Origin of the sequence: Streptomyces sp. NPDC048734 (genome assembly GCF_043198675.1) — a bacterium.
Lineage (GTDB): Bacteria > Actinomycetota > Actinomycetes > Streptomycetales > Streptomycetaceae > Streptomyces.
This window is the reverse complement of the sequence record NZ_JBICUZ010000021.1, coordinates 1-22,609: the sequence shown is the minus strand read 5'-3', so window position 1 is coordinate 22,609 and position 22,609 is coordinate 1. Positions and strand designations below refer to the sequence as shown.

The 22,609-nt window shown below is 73.0% G+C and carries 19 protein-coding genes and 3 pseudogenes; 12 read left to right on the top strand and 10 right to left on the bottom strand.

The window, feature by feature from the left end; translation table 11 throughout:
* The first annotated feature begins 230 nt into the window (after positions 1–230).
* The 7 genes and pseudogenes from ACGFQC_RS33420 to ACGFQC_RS33390 all read left to right on the top strand — a co-directional run.
* A complete protein-coding gene (locus ACGFQC_RS33420) occupies positions 231–1,259 on the top strand; it encodes a glycosyltransferase family 2 protein (protein ID WP_363088810.1) in 1,029 nt (342 codons plus the stop codon).
* Between the two features lie 128 nt (positions 1,260–1,387).
* Positions 1,388–2,641 (top strand): endonuclease/exonuclease/phosphatase family protein, encoded by a 1,254-nt coding sequence (locus ACGFQC_RS33415; protein ID WP_363088809.1) that lies wholly within the window; start codon positions 1,388–1,390, stop codon positions 2,639–2,641.
* Positions 2,638–3,771, top strand: coding sequence for a glycosyltransferase (locus ACGFQC_RS33410; RefSeq protein WP_363088808.1), 1,134 nt, complete (start codon positions 2,638–2,640; stop codon positions 3,769–3,771). The genes ACGFQC_RS33415 and ACGFQC_RS33410 overlap by 4 nt, the downstream gene beginning before the upstream one ends.
* 185 nt (positions 3,772–3,956) lie before the next feature.
* A complete protein-coding gene (locus tag ACGFQC_RS33405) occupies positions 3,957–4,985 on the top strand; it encodes a lysylphosphatidylglycerol synthase domain-containing protein (protein WP_363088807.1) in 1,029 nt (342 codons plus the stop codon).
* A complete protein-coding gene (locus ACGFQC_RS33400; protein ID WP_363088806.1) occupies positions 4,975–5,793 on the top strand; it encodes a polysaccharide deacetylase family protein in 819 nt (272 codons plus the stop codon). Before ACGFQC_RS33405 ends, ACGFQC_RS33400 begins: the two co-directional genes overlap by 11 nt.
* Positions 5,794–6,094: 301 nt before the next feature.
* The gene (locus ACGFQC_RS33395; protein ID WP_363088805.1) at positions 6,095–8,290 is read left to right on the top strand and encodes an N-6 DNA methylase; all 2,196 of its coding nucleotides are present in this window, start codon (positions 6,095–6,097) and stop codon (positions 8,288–8,290) included.
* Positions 8,287–8,826 (top strand): annotated as a pseudogene (locus ACGFQC_RS33390) (ATP-binding protein); the annotation flags it as partial. The gene ACGFQC_RS33395 and the pseudogene ACGFQC_RS33390, both read left to right, overlap by 4 nt.
* 409 nt (positions 8,827–9,235) lie before the next feature.
* On the opposite strand, the gene ACGFQC_RS33385 reads toward ACGFQC_RS33390, so the two are convergent.
* From ACGFQC_RS33385 to ACGFQC_RS33375, 3 genes are all read right to left on the bottom strand, one after another.
* Positions 9,236–10,078 (bottom strand): M91 family zinc metallopeptidase, encoded by an 843-nt coding sequence (locus tag ACGFQC_RS33385; protein ID WP_363088804.1) that lies wholly within the window; start codon positions 10,076–10,078, stop codon positions 9,236–9,238.
* 329 nt (positions 10,079–10,407) lie between these two features.
* The gene (locus ACGFQC_RS33380) at positions 10,408–10,965 is read right to left on the bottom strand and encodes a hypothetical protein (protein ID WP_363088803.1); all 558 of its coding nucleotides are present in this window, start codon (positions 10,963–10,965) and stop codon (positions 10,408–10,410) included.
* Between the two features lie 502 nt (positions 10,966–11,467).
* On the bottom strand, positions 11,468–11,926 hold the full coding sequence (locus tag ACGFQC_RS33375) for a hypothetical protein (RefSeq protein WP_363088802.1): 459 nt from the start codon (positions 11,924–11,926) through the stop codon (positions 11,468–11,470).
* Between the two features lie 667 nt (positions 11,927–12,593).
* On the opposite strand from ACGFQC_RS33375, the pseudogene ACGFQC_RS33370 reads away from it, so the two are divergent.
* Positions 12,594–13,061: pseudogene (locus tag ACGFQC_RS33370) on the top strand (3'-5' exonuclease); the annotation flags it as partial.
* Positions 13,062–13,095: 34 nt separating this feature from the next.
* Here the strand turns inward: ACGFQC_RS33370 and ACGFQC_RS33365 are convergent.
* The gene (locus ACGFQC_RS33365; protein WP_363088801.1) at positions 13,096–14,058 is read right to left on the bottom strand and encodes a serine/threonine-protein kinase; all 963 of its coding nucleotides are present in this window, start codon (positions 14,056–14,058) and stop codon (positions 13,096–13,098) included.
* A 271-nt stretch (positions 14,059–14,329) separates the two neighbouring features.
* Between ACGFQC_RS33365 and ACGFQC_RS33360 the strand changes: the two genes are divergently transcribed.
* A complete protein-coding gene (locus ACGFQC_RS33360) occupies positions 14,330–15,130 on the top strand; it encodes an N-formylglutamate amidohydrolase (RefSeq protein WP_363088800.1) in 801 nt (266 codons plus the stop codon).
* Between the two features lie 419 nt (positions 15,131–15,549).
* Here ACGFQC_RS33360 and ACGFQC_RS33355 read toward each other — a convergent pair whose 3' ends face one another.
* The 3 genes from ACGFQC_RS33355 to ACGFQC_RS33345 form a co-directional block, all read right to left on the bottom strand.
* Positions 15,550–16,401: an ABC transporter permease gene (locus ACGFQC_RS33355; protein WP_363088799.1), complete on the bottom strand. Its 852-nt coding sequence runs from the start codon at positions 16,399–16,401 to the stop codon at positions 15,550–15,552.
* The gene (locus tag ACGFQC_RS33350) at positions 16,398–17,369 is read right to left on the bottom strand and encodes an ABC transporter ATP-binding protein (protein ID WP_363088798.1); all 972 of its coding nucleotides are present in this window, start codon (positions 17,367–17,369) and stop codon (positions 16,398–16,400) included. The genes ACGFQC_RS33355 and ACGFQC_RS33350 overlap by 4 nt, the downstream gene beginning before the upstream one ends.
* 285 nt (positions 17,370–17,654) lie before the next feature.
* The gene (locus ACGFQC_RS33345) at positions 17,655–18,182 is read right to left on the bottom strand and encodes a DUF1648 domain-containing protein (RefSeq protein WP_363088797.1); all 528 of its coding nucleotides are present in this window, start codon (positions 18,180–18,182) and stop codon (positions 17,655–17,657) included.
* Positions 18,183–18,585: 403 nt separating this feature from the next.
* On the opposite strand from ACGFQC_RS33345, the gene ACGFQC_RS33340 reads away from it, so the two are divergent.
* The gene (locus ACGFQC_RS33340) at positions 18,586–18,867 is read left to right on the top strand and encodes a GlsB/YeaQ/YmgE family stress response membrane protein (protein WP_363088796.1); all 282 of its coding nucleotides are present in this window, start codon (positions 18,586–18,588) and stop codon (positions 18,865–18,867) included.
* A gap of 268 nt (positions 18,868–19,135) precedes the next feature.
* Here ACGFQC_RS33340 and ACGFQC_RS33335 read toward each other — a convergent pair whose 3' ends face one another.
* The 3 genes and pseudogenes from ACGFQC_RS33335 to ACGFQC_RS33325 all read right to left on the bottom strand — a co-directional run.
* Positions 19,136–19,387, bottom strand: a complete 252-nt coding sequence (locus ACGFQC_RS33335) for a hypothetical protein (RefSeq protein ID WP_363088795.1) — start codon at positions 19,385–19,387, stop codon at positions 19,136–19,138.
* Positions 19,388–19,715: 328 nt separating this feature from the next.
* Entirely contained in the window at positions 19,716–20,453 is a 738-nt protein-coding gene (locus tag ACGFQC_RS33330) for a dienelactone hydrolase family protein (RefSeq protein WP_363088794.1), read from the bottom strand.
* Between the two features lie 260 nt (positions 20,454–20,713).
* Positions 20,714–20,938, bottom strand: a pseudogene (locus ACGFQC_RS33325) (transposase); the annotation flags it as partial.
* Between the two features lie 217 nt (positions 20,939–21,155).
* On the opposite strand from ACGFQC_RS33325, the gene ACGFQC_RS33320 reads away from it, so the two are divergent.
* Positions 21,156–21,371 carry a hypothetical protein gene (locus ACGFQC_RS33320; protein ID WP_363088793.1) on the top strand — a complete coding sequence of 72 codons (216 nt, stop codon included), beginning with the start codon at positions 21,156–21,158 and terminating at the stop codon, positions 21,369–21,371.
* A 196-nt stretch (positions 21,372–21,567) separates the two neighbouring features.
* Complete coding sequence (locus ACGFQC_RS33315) at positions 21,568–22,389, top strand: SAM-dependent methyltransferase (protein WP_363088792.1); 822 nt, start codon at positions 21,568–21,570, stop codon at positions 22,387–22,389.
* The last annotated feature ends 220 nt before the right edge of the window (positions 22,390–22,609 follow it).

The window sequence follows — 22,609 nt, the reverse complement described above, 5'->3', positions numbered from 1 at the left end:
CCACGGCCGCCGGCGCCACAGCCTCCACCGCTCCTTTCTCCCCCTCGTGTCCGCTGTCCCTTGTGTGTCCCGCCGCCCCCGGCCGCGCCCAGGCGCTCGCGAGGTCCCTTCGCGACCGGCGAGAAGAAAGCGGGCCGGGTGCGCGGCGGCGGCACGGGCCGTGCGGCACCGGGACACGGCGGACCGGCGGTCGGCGGCACGAACCGAAGAGTCAAGAAAGTAAGGACCCCATGGAAGAACCACTGGTCTCCCTGATCATCCCCAACTACAACTACGGGCGCTCCCTGGGCCTGTGCATCCGGTCCGCCAAGGACCAGGACTACCCGAACCTGGAGATCATCGTCGTCGACGACTGCAGCACGGACGGCTCCGCGGAGATCGCGCAGTCCCACGGTGTGACCGTGGTGAGCACCGGCACCAACAGCGGAGTCGCCGTCGCCCGCAACACCGGAGCCGCCCGGGCCCGCGGCAGCATCCTCTTCTTCCTCGACTCGGACGTGGCGCTGAGCCCCGGCGCCGTCCGCGCCGCCGTCGACCTGCTGCGGGACAACCCGGGGGTCGGCGCGGTGTGCGGCATGTACGAGCCCGAGCCGCTGATCCGGGACAGTCTCGTCGAGGAGTGCCGCTGCCTCCAGGCGTACTACTGGAGGACCAGTTCCGAGGGCACGGTGAGCTTCCTGATCTCCGCCATGTGCGCCATGCGCGTGGAGGTCTTCGAGGAGATCGGCCCGTTCAACCCGAAGCTGCGGCAGACCGAGGAGATAGATTACGGGCAGCGGCTCAGCCAGCGCTACGACCTGCTGCTCACCCCGGCCGTCCGGGGCGCGCACGACGACGATCACGAGATGTGGCCGCTGGTGCGGAAGATCTTCACCCGGGGGCGGCTGCGCGTCCCGCTCTACGCCCGGCGCAAGCGGTTCGCCAAGGGCTTCGAGACGGCTTCCCGCTCCTGGGCGAGCCTCGCCTCCGCGCTGGCGGTGGTGTCGCTGGCGGCTCCGGTCGTGCTGGGGGCGGCCGGGTGGGCGCTGCCGGCCCTGCTGTTCGGCGCCGTCATCGGTCTCGACTTCGGCATGTACCGTTTCGTCGCCGCGCGGCGCGGACCGCTGTTCATGCCCGCCTTCTTCGGCGTGCAACTGGCCTTCAACCTCACCGTCGTGGCGGGAGTGGCCTTCGGCGCGGTGCACTGGCTGCTCTCCCCGTCGTTTCGCAGGCTGTACGACCGCGACCAGGCGGTCCCGTCCGCCGCGGCCGCCCTGTGACCGTCTTCCACGGGCCGGCTCCCGGGGGCACCGTCCTCGAGGAGCCCGGTCCGGACAGCGCGGAACGGGCCCGTACGAGCCGTCCCGGGCAGGGCCGTACCGGGCAAGGCCGTGCGGTCCGCTTCCTGGTGACTCTGGCCGTGCTGTGGGCCTGTTACACGGTGCTGCAGCGTCTGATCAGCGGCCGGTGGTGGGTGATGCTGGCACCCGATCTGGTGCCGCCCGTGACCTTCCTGCTGGTGCCGGTGCTGCTGATCGCGGCAGCCGGTGTCCTGGCGCTGCGGCGGAACAGGCGGCGCGAGCGGGGAGCCGACGTCGCGGTCGCGAGCGGAGCCGAGGAGGGTTCCGACACGTCGGGCGGCGTGGTCCCGGCGAGCGGTGTGGTCCCGGCGGACGGCGTGGCCCCGGCGGGCGCCGGCACACCGGTCTCCGGTTCCGTTGCGGGTCCGGGGCTCCGCGGGCGTACGGCGCCGGGGCGCCGCCCGCGCGGTACGGCCCTGCTCCTGGTGTGCTGCCTGGCGCTCGTCTCGGCCGCAGTGGGCTGGCCCCGCAACGGGATACGGCTGTCCGCGCTGACCCACCAGGGCTCGTCCGCCACCGGTGACCTGCGCGTCGTCTCCTGGAACACCACCTGGTGGGGCCAGGACGTCGACACCGACCGGTTCTGGGCGACGCTGCGGGCCCAGCGGGCGGACGTCTACCTGCTGCAGGAGTACGTGCATGGGATCGACCACCGGCAGGAGAACCTGAGGCCGGTCGACGACCTGGCGCGCATCAGCCGTGAGTTCCCCGGTTATCACGTCGTCTCCCGGGGTGAGCTGATCACGCTGTCCCGCTTCCCCGTGACCGGACACGAACTGGTGGGCCCGGGCAGCGCGGTCGCCGACCGGCCCGACGCGCCGTGGCTGGAGGTGTACCGCGCGGTGAAGACGCTCCGCGTCGACATCCGGGTGAACGGCCGGCCCCTGTCCCTGTACAACGTCCACATCCCCGTGCAGATCGATCCCGGACCGCACCTCGTCTCCCCTTCGTTCTTCGGCATGTTGCGGGAGCGGCAGCGGACCCGGACGGCACAGTTCGAAGGGCTCGAGGCGGAACTGCGCGAGCAGCGCCGACGTGGTGCCGCCGCCGTGGTCGCGGGGGACTTCAACAGCAGCCCCGTGATGGGCGAGATGGACGAGCTGCGCGCCACCCTGCGCGACGCGGCGGACAGCGGCGGCGGTCTCTACCCCCGTACCTGGAACGAACTCGTCCCGGTCCTCGGCCTGTGGCGGCTCGACTGGGCGTTCTCCACCGGCGCGGTCACCGTGGACGACTACCGCCTCGACGACATGAACAGCTTGTCCGATCACCGAGCGCAGATCCTGGAGGTGTCCCTGTGACCGGCACCGACCCCACGGCGGCGGCCGTTCCCGGTGACGGCGCCGGCGATCCCGGCGGCGCGTCTCCCCGGGTGTCCGTGGTCATCCCCAACTACAACTACGCGCAGACGCTGGAACTGTGCCTGGCCTCCCTGCGCCGGCAGACCCTCCAGCCGTTCGAGATCATCGTGTCGGACGACGCGAGCACCGACGACTCCGTCGCCGTCGCGGAGCGCTTCGGCTGCCGGGTCCTGCGCGCCGACACCAACCGCGGTGTCTCCACCGCGCGCAACGCCGGGGCCGCCGCCGCACGGGGCGACATCCTGTTCTTCCTCGACTCCGACCAGGCCCTGTCCCCCGACTCGCTGGAGAACGCCGTACGGCTGCTCCGGGCGGACCCCGGACTCGGCTGTGTGCACGGCATCATCGACGCCGTACCCCTCGTGGACCACGGGCCGGTCGAGTGGTACCGCACCCTGCACGCCCATCACTGGCGCCTCAAGGGAGTGGGTCCGACCCCCACCGCGTTCTTCGCCGCGGCGGCCGTACCCCGCCGGGTCTTCGAAGAGGTCGGCCCCTTCCATCCCGCGCTGCGCGACAGCGAGGACGTGGAGTACAGCGAACGGCTCTCCGCCCGTTACGGCATCCTGCTCACCGACCAGGTGGTCGCCGCCCACGACGAGGAGCACCGGCTCGGTCCCATGCTGCGCGAGCAGTTCCGGCGGGCGCAGTACCTGCTCCCCTTCGCCGCCGCCCACCGCCGCCGCCCCGGAGCGCTGCGGGCGAACAGCATGGCGGGGGTGGCGGCGGCCACGTTCACCGTCGCCACCGTGCCGGCCGTCGTCCTCGCGGCGCCCCTCGGTGTGCTTCCCGTCCTCGGGATCCTGGCGTTCGCCTGCGCCGATCCGTCCCTGCTGCGCTTCGTACGGCGCCGGCGGGGGCTCGGTTTCCTGCCGCTGTTCGTCGGACTGCACCTGCTGGTCAACCTGCAGATCGCGCTCGGCGCCGGCACGGGCTGGCTGCGCAGCAGGTTCGACCCCGGCTTCGGCAGGGTCGCCGGCAGTCCGTCCCGCGGCACGGACCTCCCCGCCGGGTCCGGTGCGGGCCCGGGCGTCGGCAGGCCCGACGCGATCGAAGGACGAACGGGATGACCGAAGCCGTGCACCACACCAGGGACGCGCCTGTCACTCACCCGGGACAGACCGGCATGCCCCTTCCCGGGCAGTCGCACGGAGCGCCTGGGGGAGCCCCCGGGGAGCCGGACTCCGGACATCCCGCGGTACCGGCCGTCCCGGCTCGGGAGCCCGGCGTCCAGGCCGGCGCACGCACACGGGCCGTGCGGGACCGAGCCCGGCCGCCGGACGGCGGTACGCCGGAAGGCGCCGACGGAACGCCGGCGGGCAGGCGCGGCTGGACCGCGCTGCTCCGGCCCCTCCTGGCCGCGGCGCTGATCGCCGGCGCCGGGTACGGGATGTGGCGGGCCCTCGGGGGCAGCGGTGATGTCATCGGGGAGCTGCTCGCCCGTGACGGCGCCGCCCCCTGGCTGGTCGGCTCGGCCGTGGTCAACCTGGCGGGGCTGGCCCTGAGCATGGCCTCCTGGCGCAGCACGGTCACCGGTCTGGGCAGCCCGCTGTCCTGGGGTCCCACGTGCCAGATCTTCGGTGCGACCGTCCTCGGGAAGTACCTGCCCGGCCCCTTCTGGAGCGCCTTGGCCGGAGTGCATCTCGGGCGCCGACACGGAGTCACCGCACAGCGCATGGTCACGGCCTACGTCCTCAACTCCGTGGTGGTGCTGCTGACCGCCGCGGTGGTGGGAACGCTGGCGGCACCGCGCGTGATGGGCGACGGTGCCTGGTGGTTGCTGCCGGTGGCCCTCGCCCTGGCGGTGCTGCTGCGGAGGCCGGGCGTCATCGTACGCGTGGCCGGCCGGGCGGCCCGGCTGCTGCGCCGTCCCGCGCCGGACCTGCGGGTCGCGGACGGCGACCTGCGCCGTGCGGTCGTCTGGGAAGTGCTGTCCTGGCTCGTCGGCGGCGCGCACCTGTGGATGATCGCGGTGGTGCTCGGGGCGCCCCCGGCGGGTTCCCTCGCCCTGTGCGTGGGAGGGTTCGCCCTGGCCGCGGCGGCGGGAGCGGCCGCCCTGGTGGTACCCGGTGGTGCGGGCGTGCGCGAGGTCGTCCTGATGGTGGTCCTGACGGCCGACCTGCCCTGGGCGCAGGCCGGAGCGGCGGCCCTGGCCAGCCGTGTGTGCTGCACGGTCACGGAGATCGTCGGCGCGGGTGCGGCGCTGTCGGCCCTCCGGTGGGCCCGGCCCGGCCACGACCGGGCCGCGTCCGGGGTCACCGAGGAGGTGTCCCGTGTCGCCTGACACGCGTCCCGCGGCCCTGCGCGCCCTGGGCTCCCAGGTGGCGTGGAGCATCGTGCGGCGCGCCGAGGCGCTGCGCACCGGGAAGGCGGGCCACGACGGGAGGGGGCCCCTCCTCGCGCGCGGCCCGGTGTTCCACGTGCCGCACGACACCGCGGTCGCCGGACCGGTCCCCGGCAGGGGTACGGCAACGGCCGCCGACGCCGGCGGGCCGTGGGACAGGGCGACGGTCGACGCCGGCGGGCCGTGGAGCGGGGCGAGGCCCGTCGCGCTCACCGTCGACGACGGTCCCGACCCCACGTGGACACCGGCCCTGCTCGACGTGCTCGCCGCCCACGCCGTGCAGGCCACGTTCTTCGTGGTCGGCGAGCGTGCCCGGGAACACCCCGGGCTGCTGCGGCGCGTCCTGGCCGCCGGCCATCACCTGGGCAACCACTCGTACTCGCACTTCCAGCCGTTCGCCGCGCTGCCGGCGGCGGCCGTCGCCCGGGAGATGGACGAGACCCAGCGGGTGGTGAGCGGCGAGACCGGCGTCAGGCCCGCTCTGTTCAGGGCTCCGGCCGGAGGCTGGTCGCGTCGTGTGCTGGCGGCCGCACGCGACCACGGTCTGACCCCCGTGGACTGGACGGTCGATCCCAAGGACTGGCGGGAGCCCCCCGCGGACCGTATCGCCGAGCGGGTCGCGCGGGCCCGCCCGGGCGACATCGTTCTCTGCCACGACGGCGGCGGCGACCGCTCCCACACCGTGAAGGCGCTGGACCTGGCACTCACCCGGCTGCGCGAACGAGGCACCCTTTTCACCGCACTGTGACGCCCTGACCCGGCGTCGGCATGGACCGACGCCGGGCCGGGCGACCGTGGAGCTCGGGAACCCGTCACCGTGGGTCCGAGCCGCGGTGCGGCGACGGTCCCCGCCGCCTCGTCCCGGGAACCGCCGCCGGTTTTCGGACGATCGGCGCGCTCCGCGCCAAGCGGCGCTCGTCACCTCGGAAGGGTTTCGAGGCAAGCATGCAGCCGAAAGCGAAAGCATCGTCAATCACATCGATTGATTTGACGGGCGCTGTAGGTTGTCGACGTCCGCCGCCCGCCAGCCAGAGAGCCGGAGCTCCCCCATGCCCCAGTCCTCCGCCCAGGTGACCGCCGCCGAGATCTCCCGCATCGCGGGGGTCACGCGCGCCACGGTCAGCAACTGGCGCCGTCGGCACGACGACTTCCCGGCGCCGTCCGGCGGCACAGACAGCAGCCCGCTGTACGACCTGGAGGCGGTGCGTTCGTGGCTCGCCTCGCGCGGCCACGTCTCGGCGGCGAGCCCGTCGGAGGAGCTGCGGACGACCCTGCGCCTGCACGCGCAGGGCGGCGGTGGCACGTCCGACCTGCTGCTCCTCGTCCTCGCGGCGGCGCGCCGGTCGCCGGAGGAGCTGTCGGCCGCCGCACGGCTGCCGGACCCGGACCTCGTCAGCCGCGCGCAGCACGACGTGGCCGCCGCCACCGCCTCGGACGCCGTACCGGCCGGGGACGCCGTCCGTTTCGCGGCGGACGACGCGGCGGTGCTGCGGGCGCTGTACGCGTGTGTACGGGACGAGGGCGGTCAGGCCGCGCTGGGCGTGCTCGCGGAGCGGGAGCTGGAGGACAGCGCCGCGTCCGGCGCGTACCGGACGCCCGAGCCGCTCGCGGACCTGCTGGCCGGCCTGATCCCCGGCTCCCCGGTCCGCGTCCTGGACCCGGCCTGCGGCAGCGGCACCCTGCTGGCGGCCGCCGCCCGGCGGGGCGTGCGCGAGCTGTACGGCCAGGACACGCTGCCCGTGCAGGCCCGGCGCAGCGCCGTGAGCCTGATGCTGACGGCCCCGGAGGCCACGGTCACCGTGCGCGCCGGCGACAGCCTGCGCGCGGACGCCTTCCCCGGCCTGGTCGCGGACGCGGTGCTGTGCAACCCGCCGTTCGGCGTCCGGGACTGGGGTCACGACGAGCTGGCGTACGACCCGCGCTGGGCGTACGGCGTCCCGCCCCGCGCCGAGTCGGAGCTGGCGTGGGTGCAGCACGCGCTCGCGCACCTGCCTCCCGGCGGCCACGCGGCCCTGATCCTGCCGCCGGCCACGGCCGGCCGCACGTCGGGCCGCCGTGTGCGGACGGAGCTGGTGCGCGGCGGGGCGTTGCGCGCGGTGATCGCCCTGCCGGCGGGCGCGTCGGTGCCGCTGCACGTCGGTCTGCAGATCTGGGTGCTGCAACGGCCCGAGCCGGGCGGCCCGGAGCGCAGGTCGGTGCTGTTCGTGGACACGGCGGACATGTCGACGGGTGCGGGAGGCGGCGGTACGGCCGGAGCCGGCCGCGCGCGGGGTGGCGGGGGCCGGTCCGCCTCCCTGGACTGGGACGGGCTCACGGCACGGGTCCTGGGTGCGTGGCGGGCGTTCGCGGAGAGCCCGGACACCTTCGAGGGCGAGCCCGGTGTCGCGCACGCGGTCGGTGTGCTGGACCTGCTGGACGACGTGGTGGACCTGACTCCGGCGCGTCTCGTACGGGCGTCGCGGGCCGAGGTCGATCCGGCGGAACTGTCGGCGGAGGTCGGGGCGACGCGACGGGAGCTCGTCGAGGCGGCGAAGTCCCTCGCGCGGGCGGCCGGTCACGAGGAGTGGAGCAGCGCGGGCGCCGCGGCCCGCGAGTGGCGGACGGCGACGGCGGCCGACCTCTCGCGCGGCGGGGCGCTCACCCTGCTGCGGACGGTGCCGGACAGTGTGCGCACCCGGGCGCAGGCCGCAGCAGGGACCGGCGCGGTTGGGAGACCGGAGACGCGGCCGGTGCTCACCGGCTCGGACGTCGCGACCGGGTCGGGTCCCACCGGAGAGCCGACGGGGCTGTACGACGACACGGCCCCCGTGGTCGCCGTCGGGGACGTCCTCGTACGGGCGGTCGCGGGCGCGGACGGCCCGATGGCGCGGGTCGCGGGCGAGGAGGAGGCCGGGGCGCTGCCCGGCCCGCACCTCCACCTCTTCCGGCCGGACCCGGCCCGCCTGGACGCCTGGTTCCTCGCCGGGTTCCTGGGCGCGGAGGAGAACATCGCGGGCGCGTCGACCGGCAGCACGGTCCTCACCGTCAGCCCGGGCCGGCTGCGCGTGCCGCTGCTGCCGCTGGAGGAGCAGCGGCGGTACGGGGAGGCGTTCCGGCACGTGCACGAGCTGCGGGCCGGGGCCCGGCGGGCGACGCGGCTGGCGGAGGAGACGGCACGGCTGCTGGCGGGCGGGCTGACCGGCGGACAGCTGCTTCCGGAGCGGGACGCGGCGCCGCGGACACCGGGTGGCGGTTCGTCCTCCTGACCTTCCACCGCCTCCGCACCCCGAGGGGCGGGACCACCCGCCTCCGCACCCCGAGGGGCGGGACCACCCGCCTCCGCACCCCGAGGGGCGGGACCACCATCCCGCAATCCCCACTCCCGGCCCCACCGCATCCACTCCCGTGTCTCAGGCGACAGCCCCTCCTCCCAGCGGCATCGGCCCTCCCCGGTGCCACGGCGGCCACCGAGCTCGCCCTCTCCTTCACCTCGACCCCGCGAGGCGCCCGCCTGGCCCGGCTGTTCGTCGCGCACTGCCTGGACTCCTGGGGCCACCCCTGCGACGGCCACGTCAACGAGACGCCGGCGCTCATCACCGCCGAGCTGCGCGCCAACGCCGTACGGCACGGGCGGGTTCCCGGCCGGGACTTCCACGTCCGGCTGGCCGCCGAGGCGGACGGCGGGCGGCTGCGCGTGGAGGTCTCCGGCACCCGCGCGGAACACCGGCCCGCCGTCACCGCCGCCCCCACGGTCCCCGACGCCGAGTCCGAGTCCGGCCGCGGCCTGCTCCTGGTCACCGCCCTGGCCGACGACTGGGGCGTCACCGACCGCCGTTCGGGACCCGGCAGGGCGGTGTGGGCGGTGGTGGGCACCGCGTCGGGCGGTCGGCCAGGCGGCCTTCGGCGGTCGCCCGGCGGCGCGTCACCCCCGCCGTCCTGCCGCCGGGACGGTGACCACGGGTCCCCTGCGGGCCATGGCCGCTCCCGGGAGTTGCGAGGCACCGGAGGCCCCGCGCAGCGAGCACGACGTCGGCGACCCGGCCTGACCGCCTCCCCCTTCCCCCGAACCTCGCGTCGGCTCCAGGAGCCCCGGACGGGGACGCCGGACCGGGACGCCGAACGCCGGACCCGGTCGTCGACCACGGGCGACCGGGAGGCCGTGATCTCACGCGCGGTCGCGGACGCGTGTCCGGTGCGCCCCGACCCGACAGCTAGTAGCAGTCGTCCACGGAGTTCGGCAGCTGCGCCGGGCCGGACTCCGTACCGTACGTGGTACGTACGGGCAGGCCCCTGTACGTGCGGTAGGCGTTCTCCGCGAAGACGGCCACGACCTCATCGGTCTGTATACGGGGGGCTCCACGGCACGGGTGGAGGTTGAGGGTGCCGCGGGACATGTCCAGTGCGTGAGCCATCTCGTGGTACAGCTGCGCGCAGGGTTCGCTGCGGGTACCGTCGCTCAGCGGCCGGGTGTCCACACTGTTCCACCAGATGACGCTGCCTGTGCCCGACCCGTTCTGCGCCTTGTCCCAGCGGTCGTCGGTCGGCCTCGCGAACGTGTCACCCGAACCCTGCGGGATGCCGTTGTTCAGTACGATGCGCACCTCGTGCGGGGAGAACTCGAGGTCCCGCACGATACCGAGGGGGTCGCCGCTGCCGTCCTCGGCCCGGTAGGTGTTCATGCACCTGGTGAAAGCCGGGGCCGCACTCGGGCTCACGCTGATCACGGCCTGAGCTTGTGGGGCGGTGCCCGGAGTCAGGGTGACGGCGGCGAGGACCGTCGACAGCGCGAGGCCCGCCGTCATCGGGGGTCTGCGCCGGGAACGGAGCCGAGAGACGGCCGACGCGCATGCCACCGCCACCTCGTGGCGCACTGTCCCGCCCGCCGTCCGTGGAGCCGCCTCGACGACTGCGGCACCACGACGATCGCGCATACCCTCCATGACGTCGTTCTCCTTCGGCATCGGGGCCGGGACGCCCGGCTCGACGGGCGGCAGGACTCCCGGCACGGCCTCCGCGCCGACGACGGGCGCGGTCGCGCGGAGACGGGAACCCACCGACCGGTGGTCGCCCGCCGCCGCGCCGTACGGTGCACGACCCGGACACCGGCGGAGCCGTCCGGGCCGGGCGGCCCGGCCGGCTGCCCAGCCCGGACGCGTTCCTCAGCGCCGTCGCCGCCTCCGGCGTCGGCACCTGTCCGCCCGCCGTGCTCGAAGAGGTGGTGCGGGAGCGGGAACCCGGGTACGGGCAGCGGATCCTGGTCGGCGACCGGTGCCTCGATCCGTCTGACGGACGCTCAGGTGACGGCTGTCCGGCCGACGGCCGCCCGGGGTGCGACAGCTCGAACGACCACGGCCCGGACGACCGGCACTCAGGCGACCGGCGCTCAGGCGACGATCGCGATGACCTTCGCGGCGTATCCCACCGCCTCCACCGTCGAGTTGACCAGAGCCCTGACGTCGATGTCGACGCGGTTGACGCAACGCACGTTCCAGCCTCCGCCCGAGTCACGCCAGGCGTCACGGATGGACTGTCGCGAGGCGCTCCTGTTCCAGTCGTGGTCGCGGGAGCCCGACTCGAAGGTCCCGTGCAGCCGGCCGGACGTCTGGAACACGAAGGTCGTGCCGTTGGTGAAGCGGACGACACACACACCGGCGAAGTTGTAGCTGGGCGCGCCCGAGACGTGCATGTGACCGGAATAGGAGTAACTGCCGCTCGGGAACACGCTCAAGGAGTACCAGCCGCCGACGGGCACACCGCCGCCGAAGGTCACGTTCCTGTTGAGGACGAGGTTCTGCATCGGCAGGACGGCGGGATTCGTGACGGCCTTGCCGGCGGACTGCGGCGGCGCGGCCTCCGCGGTGACCGGGACGGTAACGGTTCCCGCGGCCAGCAGAGCCGACACGACGGCTGTGGCACCGCGACGCTTGAGAACACTCACCATGACTCCGCCTCCTTGGAAGCGTCGGAGTTGGCGTTGATTTTTCAACTGTTGCGCAGCGGGCACACCACCACTGCGGAAGCGGGCGGCCACCCCACCCCAGTCGCGGTGGCCGCGTCGACCGGTACACATGCCCGGGAAATCCCCTGCCGCTCAGTCTAGTCAGCCGTCCGCATCACCGCTATGCGAGGACTTGGGGCGCCCGCCCGTCCGGGCGGTCAGGACGACTGACCGACGGCGGGAACGCGCGGGTGACGACCGGTTGTGGACCACCTGCCCGGTGCCGTCCCGCGGCCCGGCCCACCGGTCCCGCACCCGTACCGCTGTCGTGCCGTCCGGGTTGCCCGCGCGCGATCTGCGCGGTCGGAGAAGGGACTTGCCCCCCGGAGCGAAAACGCGGGGCGGCGGACACCCGACGGCCGCATCGGCCTGCGGGACAGCACCGAGCATGCGCGTCGGCCATGCCGTCGCAGCGGGGAACTCCGAGGTCCCCGACGCGGTCACGCTAGTCGAACCGCACACAGATCGGGACCGGCAGCCGCGGCGACCACGTCCGGGTGGTCCAGTCGTACGCCTGGGCATAGCCGTTGCGGGTGCCCGGCGCGCAAGGAGACGCGACCGTCGTCTCGACGTAGACGGCTCCGCCCGGCGTGATGGGGTGCGTCCGGGCGATCACGTTCCGGGCGAAGAAGACATTGCCGTTGTTGAACTTGACCGCGACGTAGACGCGACCTCCGACGGTGAAGTTGCCGCCGCCGATCACCAGGTGGTTGTTGAACGTGTACGTGAAGAGGAACGGCTGGGGAGCCTGGTTGGGCGCGGCCGGAATGTTCCGCGGGGCGAGCGGAGCGGCGGGAGCCGCCGCGAGGGGTGCGGCGCCGAGCGTGACGGCGACGGTGGCAGTGACCAGGGTCAGTCCGAGGCGTCGGACGACCGGCGGGGCGATTCGACGGAGCGTACGCACGGCTGCTCCAAGGGGACGGGTGTGGAGGGGTGCACAGAACCTGGTGCGCCTGCCCCTGCGGGGCGGATCTCCTTCTCCTCCCCACCGTAGGCTCGCCCCTGTCCTCCCTCAACTCACAGACCGGCGGCCCTCCGAGCGGGCCACCGAGGCTTCGGCCGGGGTGGTGCCGGAAGGGAGCGCACACGGGTCCGGTTCACCGCTTCACCGAAACCTCGGCGGCCGCGGTTCAGGACCCGGGCAGGCGGTGGCGGTTCCGCTCGGACCCAGCCGGGATTCCCGGTCGCGCCGTCGGCGGGCGGGACGGCTTCAGCCCGGCCACACCGCAGAACTGGGCCGGGACGCGCACCGATCCCCGGAGTCGTTGCCGAGGCGGAGGCGCACCACTGAGCATCGTCAAGGACCACATCGACAACCAGAAGCGGCCGGCCTGACCGTCAGAACGAAAGCGCGGAGAACTCCGGCGCTTCGCGCCTCCGGACCAAGGGTCGCATTCCCGCCCGGCCCGAAGGCCGGGATTCCCTGCGAAGATCAAGGGATGGTGATCGACTTCAGCTGCGAGTGGTCGGTGCAGCTCTCGGCGGTACGGGCGTGGTCGTCGGTGGAGGCGCCGGCGGTCTCGTTGCCGATCGCGTCGTAGGGCCAGGCGCCACTGGTGGTCCCGGACCACCTGCACGGGCCGAACGACGGGGAGGACGAGCGCGAGGCGATCGCCGCGCCGATCGAGTCCCGGGGCCAGGTGCCGCACGAGCGGATCGCCATCGCCGTGCCGCCCGACGACATGGCTCGTGAGGTCGCGTACGCGCCGGCCCGGCACGGTATCCGGGCGCTGGGGATCGGTCCGGACGGGCCTCGTGGGGGCGGCGGCGTCCGCATCGGCACGATGTTCCGCTTCAAGGGACTCGAGTACCAGCGCATGATCATCGCCGGGGTGACCGACGGGCGGGTGCCGCGCGCGAGCGTCCGGCAGCGGCGCGCCACCGGCCCTGCGCGCTTCCGGACGGAGGTGCAGCGCGCCCGCTCGCCGCTCTTCGTCGCGGCCACGCGCGCCCGGGACAGCCTGGACGTCTTCTGGCACGGAGAGCCGAGCCCGTTCCTCGAAGAACTGATCCGGGTCCGGCCGCCGGCCGCGGCGTGACCGCCCCCGAAGGCCGTGCCGTGGTCGGCTGCGGCTAACGCGGCACGACGGGCCCTTGGGACACGACAGGCCCCTGAGGCACGAGGAACGGCCGCCGGGGGTCCTCCGGCGGCATCCTGCGGGTCGCGAGCGCCGGAGTGGGGGCCGGCAGGTACGGGGCGAGGGCCGCGTACACCTCCACCGCACCGCCGGGACGGTCCTCGGGACGCTTGGCGAGCAGTGCGTGCGACAGGTCCTGAAGTGCGGCCGGGACATCGACGCCGCTGTCGGCGAGCCGGGGCGGGGACGCGGTGAGGTGCCGGGTCACCAGCTCGGCGGGGCCCTCGCCGCGGAAGGGCGGGTGACCGGTGAGCATGTGGTGCAGCAGGCAGCCCACCGCGTACAGGTCGCTGCGGCCGTCCAACGGCCTGTCACCGGAAAGGAGTTCCGGCGAGGCGTAGCAGATGTTGCCCAGCGCTTCGCCCGTCATGGTGAGCCGCGGGTCGGTGTCCGAGAGCACCTTCACGAGGCCGAAGTCGAGGATCTTCACCAGGCCGCTGGTGCGGACCATGACGTTCTGGGGCTTCAGGTCCCGGTGCACGAGTCCGGCCGCGTGCGCGGCGGACAGCCCCGAGCACAGTTGCGCGGCCACGGAGACCGCGGCCGGCACGGGCAGGCGGCCGTCGTCGGCGCCGTCGACGACGTTGTCGAGGGTCGTTCCGTCGACGAGTTGCATCACCAAACAGCAGACGTCCTCGGTGACGGCCGCGTCGTACACGGTGGTGATGTTGGCGTGGTCCAGGCGGGCGGCGGCCTTGGCCTCCCTCTCGAAGCGGGCCAGGGCGGTGCCGCGCCAGTCGGGCAGGGCCAGAAGGTCCGCGGCGACGGTCTTGACCGCGACAGGACGCTCCAGATACACGTCCGTCCCCTGCCAGACGTGCCCCATCGCCCCTCTGCCCAGTATCCGCTCCAGCCGGTACCTGCCGCGCAGAATCCTGCCCGCAGCGAACTGCTCCACGTTCATGTCCTTCGGTGATTCTCCGCCGTGGCCCGTCACGTACGTGTGCCGTACATCGGGCACCGTACCCGGAGCCGGTTCCGCGAGCGCCGGGGGCGCGAACGACTCCCCGACCGACGAAAGCGCTGGTTAACGAATTGACAGGAAAGAAAGACGTAAACGATTATCGGGGTGGTCGGGCAGCGCGGTTCCCGTGTCCGGCCGACCAGGCGAGAGGCGCGCTTGCCCCTCGACGCACGATCCACGACAACCAGCGGAGAAGGCACCACACATGAGCGACACGTCGGCTTCTTTCCAACTCCTCCCCGGAGCCCCCGACTCCCCCGTGATCCTCCACGTCCCGCACTCCTCACGGGTGGTACCTGCGACGGTGCGGCAGGGCATCGTGCTCGACGACCCCGCGCTGGAGCGGGAGTTGGACCACATCACCGACTCGCACACGGCGGAGATCGCGGCGGCCGCCGCGGCGCGCTGCTCCACCGCGCCCTGGCGGTTCGTCAACCGGCTGTCCCGGCTGGTCGTCGACCCCGAGCGGTTCCCGGACGAGCGGGAGGAGATGCTGTCGGTCGGCATGGGCGCGGTGTACACGCGGACCACACACCGGGAGGAGCTGCGCCCGACCGGGTACGACGGGCGGGCGCTCGTGGAGGAGTACTTCGAGCCGTACGCCGCCGCCATGACCGACGCGGTGGCCGAACGGCTGGCCACGGTGGGGCGGGCGGTGGTCGTCGACGTGCACTCGTACCCGACCGAGCCTCTGCCGTACGAACTGCACGGCGACGGCCCGCGTCCGCCCATCTGCCTGGGCAGCGACGGTTTCCACACCCCGGAGGAGCTGCGGCTCGGCGCCGAGCGGGCGTTCGCGGGCTTCGGCGGTACGGGAATCAACAGTCCGTTCGCCGGTACGTACGTCCCGCTGGCGTACTACGGGAAGGATCCGCGGGTCAGTGCCCTGATGATCGAGATCCGCCGCGACGTCTACATGACCGAGCCGGGCGGCCCGGCCGGCCCCGGGCTGGACGCCCTCGCCGACGCGCTCGCGGAGCTGGTCGACGCGGTGAGCGCGGTGTGACCGGGGCCGAGCGCGGCGTGATCGCGACTGCCGGCCTCTGAGCCGACCTTCGGGATCCCGTGCCCCGGCGGGCTGCTCCCGGGAGGCCGAGGTGCATGTCCGCGGCGCGAGTTGACGGGCTCTCACCACAGATGTTCACCGGGGGCGGTCCGTAACGCCCGTCCGTTGCGGGGCGGGCCGCACTGGGCGGCAACGCCCATCCGTTGCGGCGCGGGCCGCACTGGGCGGCGCCGCACAGTCACCGTGCCGCCCGGCGCAGCCCTGACGTCGAGCCGGGGTCACCGAGGCCCCCCGCCTCGACGGCGGCCCGCACGGGGCATCACCGGCCTGCTGGGCCTCCACCGCACAACGGCCCGGTGCACCTGGACACGCCAGCCGAGTTCGTGGGCGAGTGACGGACGCACAGGATGGCTGGAGTACTAACCGACCCGCTGCATCGCCTTACGCTGCCGTTCCGCCATCGTGGCCCCGGACTCCCGGCGGGCCGTCCTGCGCAGGACGGACGGTGCGAGGAGCAGCCCGGCGGCCGCCCAGGCGCCCAGCACGCCCACCGTCTCCAGGTACCGCCAGGACGCGCCGACCTCGGCGGCGACCGCCCCGGCCGGCAGCAGTGCGGCCCGCAGACCGAGGCCGAGCCAGTACACGGGGAAGACCTGCCCCACGATCTGCAACCATTCGGGCAGCTTCGACAACGGGAAGTAGATTCCGGAGACCGCGATCAGCCCCATCACCGGAAGCATCATCAGGCCGACGGTGCGCGGGCTGTCGACGAGCGAGCCGATGACGGCGCCCATGGGCAGGGTCGCCAGGAGGCCCAGCGGCACCACCCACACCAGCGTCAGCAGCGCTCCGCCGCCCTGCCGGGCCACCCCGTCCACCAGGAACACGCCGACGACGAAGGGGAGCGCCATGGAGACGAGAGCCGTGCCCGACACCATGACGATCTTGCCGACCAGGAGGCCGACCATGCCATGGGGCACGGCCTTGGCCCGCAGCAGCGTGCCGTCCTCTCGCTCGGTCGCGAGCAGCTGCGCCGTGGTCATCACCCCGGTGAAGGCGAGCGTCATGCCCACCATGCTCGGCAGCATGAACGCGCCGGCGGAGATGCCCGCGCCCTTCAGCGGATCGTCCCTGAGCAGGAACATCGGCACCATGAGCATGACCGTCCAGAGCACGTACCCGAACAGGTCCTGGCCGGAGGTGAAGGTCTGCCGGAGTTCCGTCCGGCCGCGCCGCACCCCCACCCTCGCCGCGTACCACACCGGACTCATCGCGGTCCCTCCCCGAAAGCGCGTGCCGCCCGCCCGCCGGGGCCGCTTTCCGTCTCCAGCTCCCGCACCATCGTCAGGTACGTGTCCTCCAGGCTCGCCCGGCGCACCTCGAGACCGCCGATCGCCTCACCGTGCTCCTCGAACAGCCGGCGGACGAACCGGGTGGGTTCGGTCGTCGCCCGCTCGAAGGCCCGCCCGTCCCGGGTCCAGCGCACGGTGGCCTCCCCCGACACCTGCCGGGACAGCTCCTCGGCCGAGCCGTCGGCCACGATCCGGCCGCCGGCCAGGATGAGGATCCGGTCGGCGAGCTTCTCCGCCTCGGCGAGGTCGTGCGTGGTCAGCAGAACGGTGGTCCTCTCGTCCGCGAGCCCGCGCACCAGGCCGTGGAACTCGTTCCTGGCCTCCGGGTCCAGACCGGCGGTCGGCTCGTCCAGGAACAGCGTCTCGGGCTTGCCCACGATGCCGACGGCCACGTCGAGACGCCTGCGCTGGCCGCCCGACAGGGTGCCGACCCGCTTGTCCGCCTGCGCGGTCAGCCCCACCGCGGCGATGAGCTCGTCGGTGTCCCACGGCCGCCGGACGAGGGCGGTGGAATACGGCGCGTAGTACGAACCGAGGTGGGCCAGCAGTTCCCGCACCCGCCACTTGCCGTGGTCGCGCCAGGACTGCAGCACGATGCCCAGGCGCGCACGCCACCGCTCGTCCCCGCGAGCCGGATCGGCGCCGAGGACGGTCACGTCACCGGCCGATCGCATGCGGAAGCCTTCCAGGACCTCGATCGTGGTCGTCTTGCCCGCTCCGTTCGGGCCGAGCAGCACGAGGACCTCACCCCGCCGGGCCGTGAAGCCCACGCCCTTCAGCACCTCTTGGTCGCGGTAGCGCATCCGCAGGTCCCGTACGTCGATGACCGTGTCGCTCTCCGGCGGCGGACTGCTCCCCGCCCCGGACGAAGCGTGAGCGGTCGTCATCGGTGTTCCCCCGTCCGTCTCGTGATCCGTCCCCGCACACGGGGACCGGGGGGCGTGCCGACGTCCGTGGTCATGGAACGCGTCACGGCTGTGGTCGCCGTTGCCCGTGGGCAGCAGCCGTTCACCTCTTCCCCGGGCGAACACACTACCGAACGGCTCGGGTTTCCCGTGCTGCTCCGCCGGTCCGGCGAACCCTCCCGGTCACAGCACTGGTTCACGCCCTCGGCCCGGCAGGCGGTCCACCGGCACTCCACGCGCCGGGAGAAGGGCGGGTCCGCAGGAGCTTCAGCGCTTCCGGTCGCCCAGGGCCGCGGCGACCGTCAGCGCGGTGCCGACGAGAAGCGGCGCCGTCATCACGGCGAACAGCCACCCGGGCACGTCCGGTTCGGGCGCGGGACGCCACAGTATTCCGCAGCCCGTGAGCAGGGTGAGGCCGATACACGTGTCGAACAGCAACAGGGCCCGGGCGATCCGGCGTGCCGACGCACGGCTGCCGGGCCTGTCGAGCACGGACGAGGACGGCCCGATGGCGAACGACGGCCTGTTCGTGTCCGGCAGTTCGTCGCGTGGTGTCATGCGCAGGGTCAGTTCGGCGCAGCCGGTCAACAGCACCGTCATGCCGGCGTACACGAAGACCAGGACGAACGCGCTGCCGATCGACCGGTCCGTCCAGACGTCCACTCCGTCGACACCGATGTGCTTCGGTATCCGCTCCGGCAGGTGGGAGTAGCGGATCGTGCCCCAGACACCCATTGCGGTGAGGAGTACGGCGTTGGGGAGCAGCCAGAGCCGGACAGCGGGGGAAAGCACCATGGCACCGATCATCCGGTGTGACGCGGGAGCACCGGAACCGTTCGCGCGCATCCGCGTCGTGCGGGCCTGCCGCCCGCGAACGGCCCCGCCTCGCGCCCGGCCCCGCGTCGCGCCCGGCCCGGCGGTGGCCGGACTTCTCGTCCGCGTCCGTGACGGCCCCTCAGGCCCGGTGCCGCCACCCGGGATCATCCGATCGACAGGGGGAAGAAGTCGTTGCGGGGCCCGGAGGACCGGTGGCCTTCCCATGGCCTTCCCATGGCCTTCCCGCCGGACGGTGAAGGGCATGACGGAACAGTCCGGGACCCGGCCCGGCAGATGATCACGTACGCGGTGTTTGGAAATGGCCCGACGGTAAACACGGTGCACTAACAGAAACTTTATACAACGAGGTAGGAGACGCGTCATGGGAATCATCGCTTGGATCCTCATCGGCCTGCTCGCGGGCTTCATCGCCAAGGCGCTGATGCCGGGCAAGGACCCCGGTGGCGCCATCATCACCATGCTCATCGGCATCGCGGGCGGCCTCCTCGGCGGCTGGCTCGGCAAGGTGATCTTCGGCGTCGACTCCATCGACGGCTTCTTCGACCTGTCCACCTGGATCGCCGCCATCGTCGGCTCCGTCATCCTCCTCGCCCTCTACCGCCTGGTCACCGGTAACCGCCACGCCCACCACCGCCACGCCTGATCCGACGCTCACACCACACGGAACGGCTCCTCGTCCCCTGGGACGAGGAGCCGTTCTCTTTCCCGCCCGGCCGGCGTCCGAACGGCGCCCGAACGGTCCCGTCGGCGGTGCCCCTCCTCCCGGCACCGCCGACGGGACCGTTCGGACCGGCATCCGCTCCGGCGGGCCGGGACCGGCTGCCGCTTCACTGTTCCCGGCCACCCCGGCCACCCCGGCCACCCCGGCCCCCGGTCGCGCCGTTCGTTCCGCTCCCGCCCGACATCCGCGTTCACGGCCGGCGCTTCGGCAGCCGCGCCGCCATCGGCGGGGCCGGCGCCATCAGGTCCGCCCCGCACAGCGGCGTCGTACGGAATCCGTCCGTCGACGTCAGCGGCGAAGCCACCAGCACCGTGCCGACGGACGCTGCCGCCTGGGAGACGACGTTCAGCGCCGTGCTGCCGGCGGCCACCCCGGTGCCCGCGAGGCCGCGCGTGGCGGAGGCCATGACGGGCACGTTCGTCATGGCGACCCCGGTGCCCATGAGACACCGTTGACGAGTCTCCTTGTGCCGACGGAGGTCGGTGATCACTAGTGCCGTATCAAGCAACGTCGGCCCTGGTTGTCGCCCGGCGGTGTCGGCTCGATCGAGTCGACGCAGCAGATGGGCGGCGCCCATCCGGCTCCGGCGAGGACCTCTTCGGCGTCGATGTCTCGTTACAGATCCATGCCGATGACCTGAGGCTGTCGCTGAGCGGAGTCCGCAGCTACCCGTTTGCCGCCCACCGCCGGCACGCCGCCGGCGGGGCGAGGGCGTCTTCCACAAGATCCACTGCCGCTGACCAGTCCTGGCGCCAGCATGTTCGCCTGGGTCATGTCCCCAGGTCGTCCGTCACGGGCAGGCACTCGGCGAGCAGGTCGACGACGTCGCGCCAGGCTCGCTGCGCGTGCTGTGGGTGGTAGCCGACACCGGGGACCACGGGGTGGTCGACCGGCGGGTGGTGGAAGGCGTGCAAGGCGCCGCCGTAGATCGTGAGGCGCCAGTCGACGCCCGCGGCCTGCATCTCAGCGGTGAACGCGTTTCGTTGTGCGGGCGGCATGATCGGGTCTTCCGACCCGACGCCGGCCCACACCGGGCAGCGGATGCGCGCTGCCTCGCCCGGCCGGCCCGTGGTAGTCGCGTTGACTGTCCCGATCGCGCGCAGGTTGACGCCGGCTCGCCCGAGTTCCAACGCGATGGCGCCCCCGGTGCCGTAGCCGATGGCGGCGATCCGGTCGGGGTCGGTCCGGGGCTCGGTGCGCAACTCGTCGAGTGCCGCGTGGCCGATGCGCCGCATCCGGTCGGGATCAGCGAGCAGTGGCAGGCAACGGGCCAGCATCTCCTCGGGGTCACCCACATAGCGTCCGCCGTGAAGGTCGAAGGCCAGCGCTACATATCCCAGCTCGGCGAGAGCGTCGGCCCGGCGGCGCTCGACGTCGCCGAGCCCCATGCCCTCCGGTCCGAGCAGCACCGCGGGCCGGCGGCCGGCACCGGCCGGGAGCGCGAGGTGCCCGATCATCGTCAAACCGTCCGCCGGGTACTCGACCGTACGCGTCGTCATCGTCGTCATGAGACGGGACTGTAGTGATCGTCGAGCCCGGTCCGGCCGGTGTCTGCCGCTGGCAGAACAGCGTAGGTGTCCCTCTGAAACACGGGCCGGGCCCGGCGCTCAGGGCTTCAAGATCATCCCTTTGCCCCTTTGGCGCGCCTCTCGGTCACACCCCTCGCAGGCCCGACGGCGCACGAGGCAGCGGCCGGAGGCTCTTGGCGCACCACTCGCAACTCGTGGGGCTGATGGCCGCTCCGCGGTGGACGCAGGCCTGCCGCGTTTTACCGGGCGGGCCGGAGGGATGCCAGGTGAGATGTGCGAGGGCGGGCTCTTGGGGTGTCGGTCCACCATGCATTGAGGTCGGTCCACCATGCATTGAGGCGGTGGAAGTTCATCGCGGCCGCGGTGAGCTGATGCTGCAGACGAGTCCTGGCCAGGCCGTGATGTCGGCATCGCCGCAGACCGAAGGCTCGAACACCTTGGGAGACGGTGCCTTCGACACCAGCCCGGTGGGCGTACTGCTCCTTCCCCTCCTGAGCGTCTTCCCGGGCTCGTGCCTGCTGTCGCCCAACTCGTCACGGATCCGCATGGCCAGGCTGCCCTTCGGAAACGCAGCCCGCGCCACCCGGGCCGTCTCCTCGGGGACCCCGTCGGTCTTCCTGGCGTGCAACGACACCGACACCCTCCCCGACACGACGTCGGCCTTCACGACCCCAACGGGTCGTGAAGGCCGACGTCACGTTCAGCCCCAGGATTCGCCAACAGTGTCCCCATGACGGCGGGGGAGGCGACCAGGCGCCGGTACGGGGCGTCGGAGCCGGCCTGGACGGCGAAGGCGGTCACCAGCGCCGTACCGGCGACGAACGGGACGGCCGCCCCCGGGCCGGAGCCCTCGCCGTCGCGCTCGCGAACCTGGTCGACGCGGTGAGCACGGCATGAGCACGGCATGAGCACGGCATGAGCACGGCGTGACCGCAGTTGTCGGACACTGGTCCGGCCGCCGGGAGCCCGGGCCTCAGTGGGCTCCCCGGGCATGCCAAGATGCGTGTCCGCAACGCGAGTTGACGGATTCTCACCACGGGTGTCCGCATCGGCGGTGAACAAGTCGAACGAGTTCAGGACGGAGCCAGGCAACATGACCTCCCTCGGCAGCGGGGACCAGGGCGGCACCCCAGCCCACGTGATCGACACGAGCAAGCCCCACCCGGCCCGGATGTACGACTACTTCCTCGGCGGGAAGGACAACTACGAGGTCGACCAGGAGGCCGCCGAGGAGTTCATGAGGGTGGCGCCCGAGGTGCGGGAGGGCGTCCGCGCCAACCGGCGTTTCCTGCGGCGGGCCGTCGAACACGTGGTGGCCGAGGGCGGGATCCGGCAGATCCTCGACGTGGGCACGGGCCTGCCCACCGAGCCCAACGTCCATCAGATCGCGCGGGCCGTCGCACCGGAGACCCGGGTCGCCTACGTCGACAACGATCCCATCGTCAGCACGCACTCGATGGCGCTCCTCGGCGAACCCGACACCTCGGTCGTCCTGGCCGACCTGCGTGATCCCCGGGCGATCCTCGACCACCCCGAGGTGCGCGAACTCATCGACTTCGACCGGCCGGTGGCACTGCTGCTGGTGGCCGTCGTGCACTTCATCGCCGAGGCGGAGGACCCGGACGGCATCCTCGGCACCCTCCGCGACGCGCTCCCGGCCGGCTCCTACCTCGTCCTGTCGCACGCGACGGGCGACGTCCACGAGGACCGGCGGGAGGACGCCGCCGCCGTCTACCGCAAGGCCACCGCGTCCATGAACCTCCGCCCGCACGCCCGGATCCTGGACTTCTTCGGCGACTTCACCCTGATCGACCCCGGCCTGGTCCGCGTCACCGACTGGCGCCCGGAGGAGCCGCCGCGGCCCGGCCAGCCGCCGATCGGCATCTACGGCGGCGTGGCCAGGAAGGACTCCTGACCCGGTCGGCCGGCAGTTTCCTTACTGACAGCCATCATTGATGACCGCGACCGCCGAGGCGGCGGGGCTCCGCGTCCGGTGTGCCCTGCCGCCTGTCCGCCCCCTCTCCCCCTCCGCCTCCCCCTCTGCCTCTCTCTGCCTCTGCCGCGTCCCGGTCGCATGCAAGTCGTATGCAGGTCGCATGCCGGTCGCATGTCGTCGGCAGGGCGACCGGCCCCCC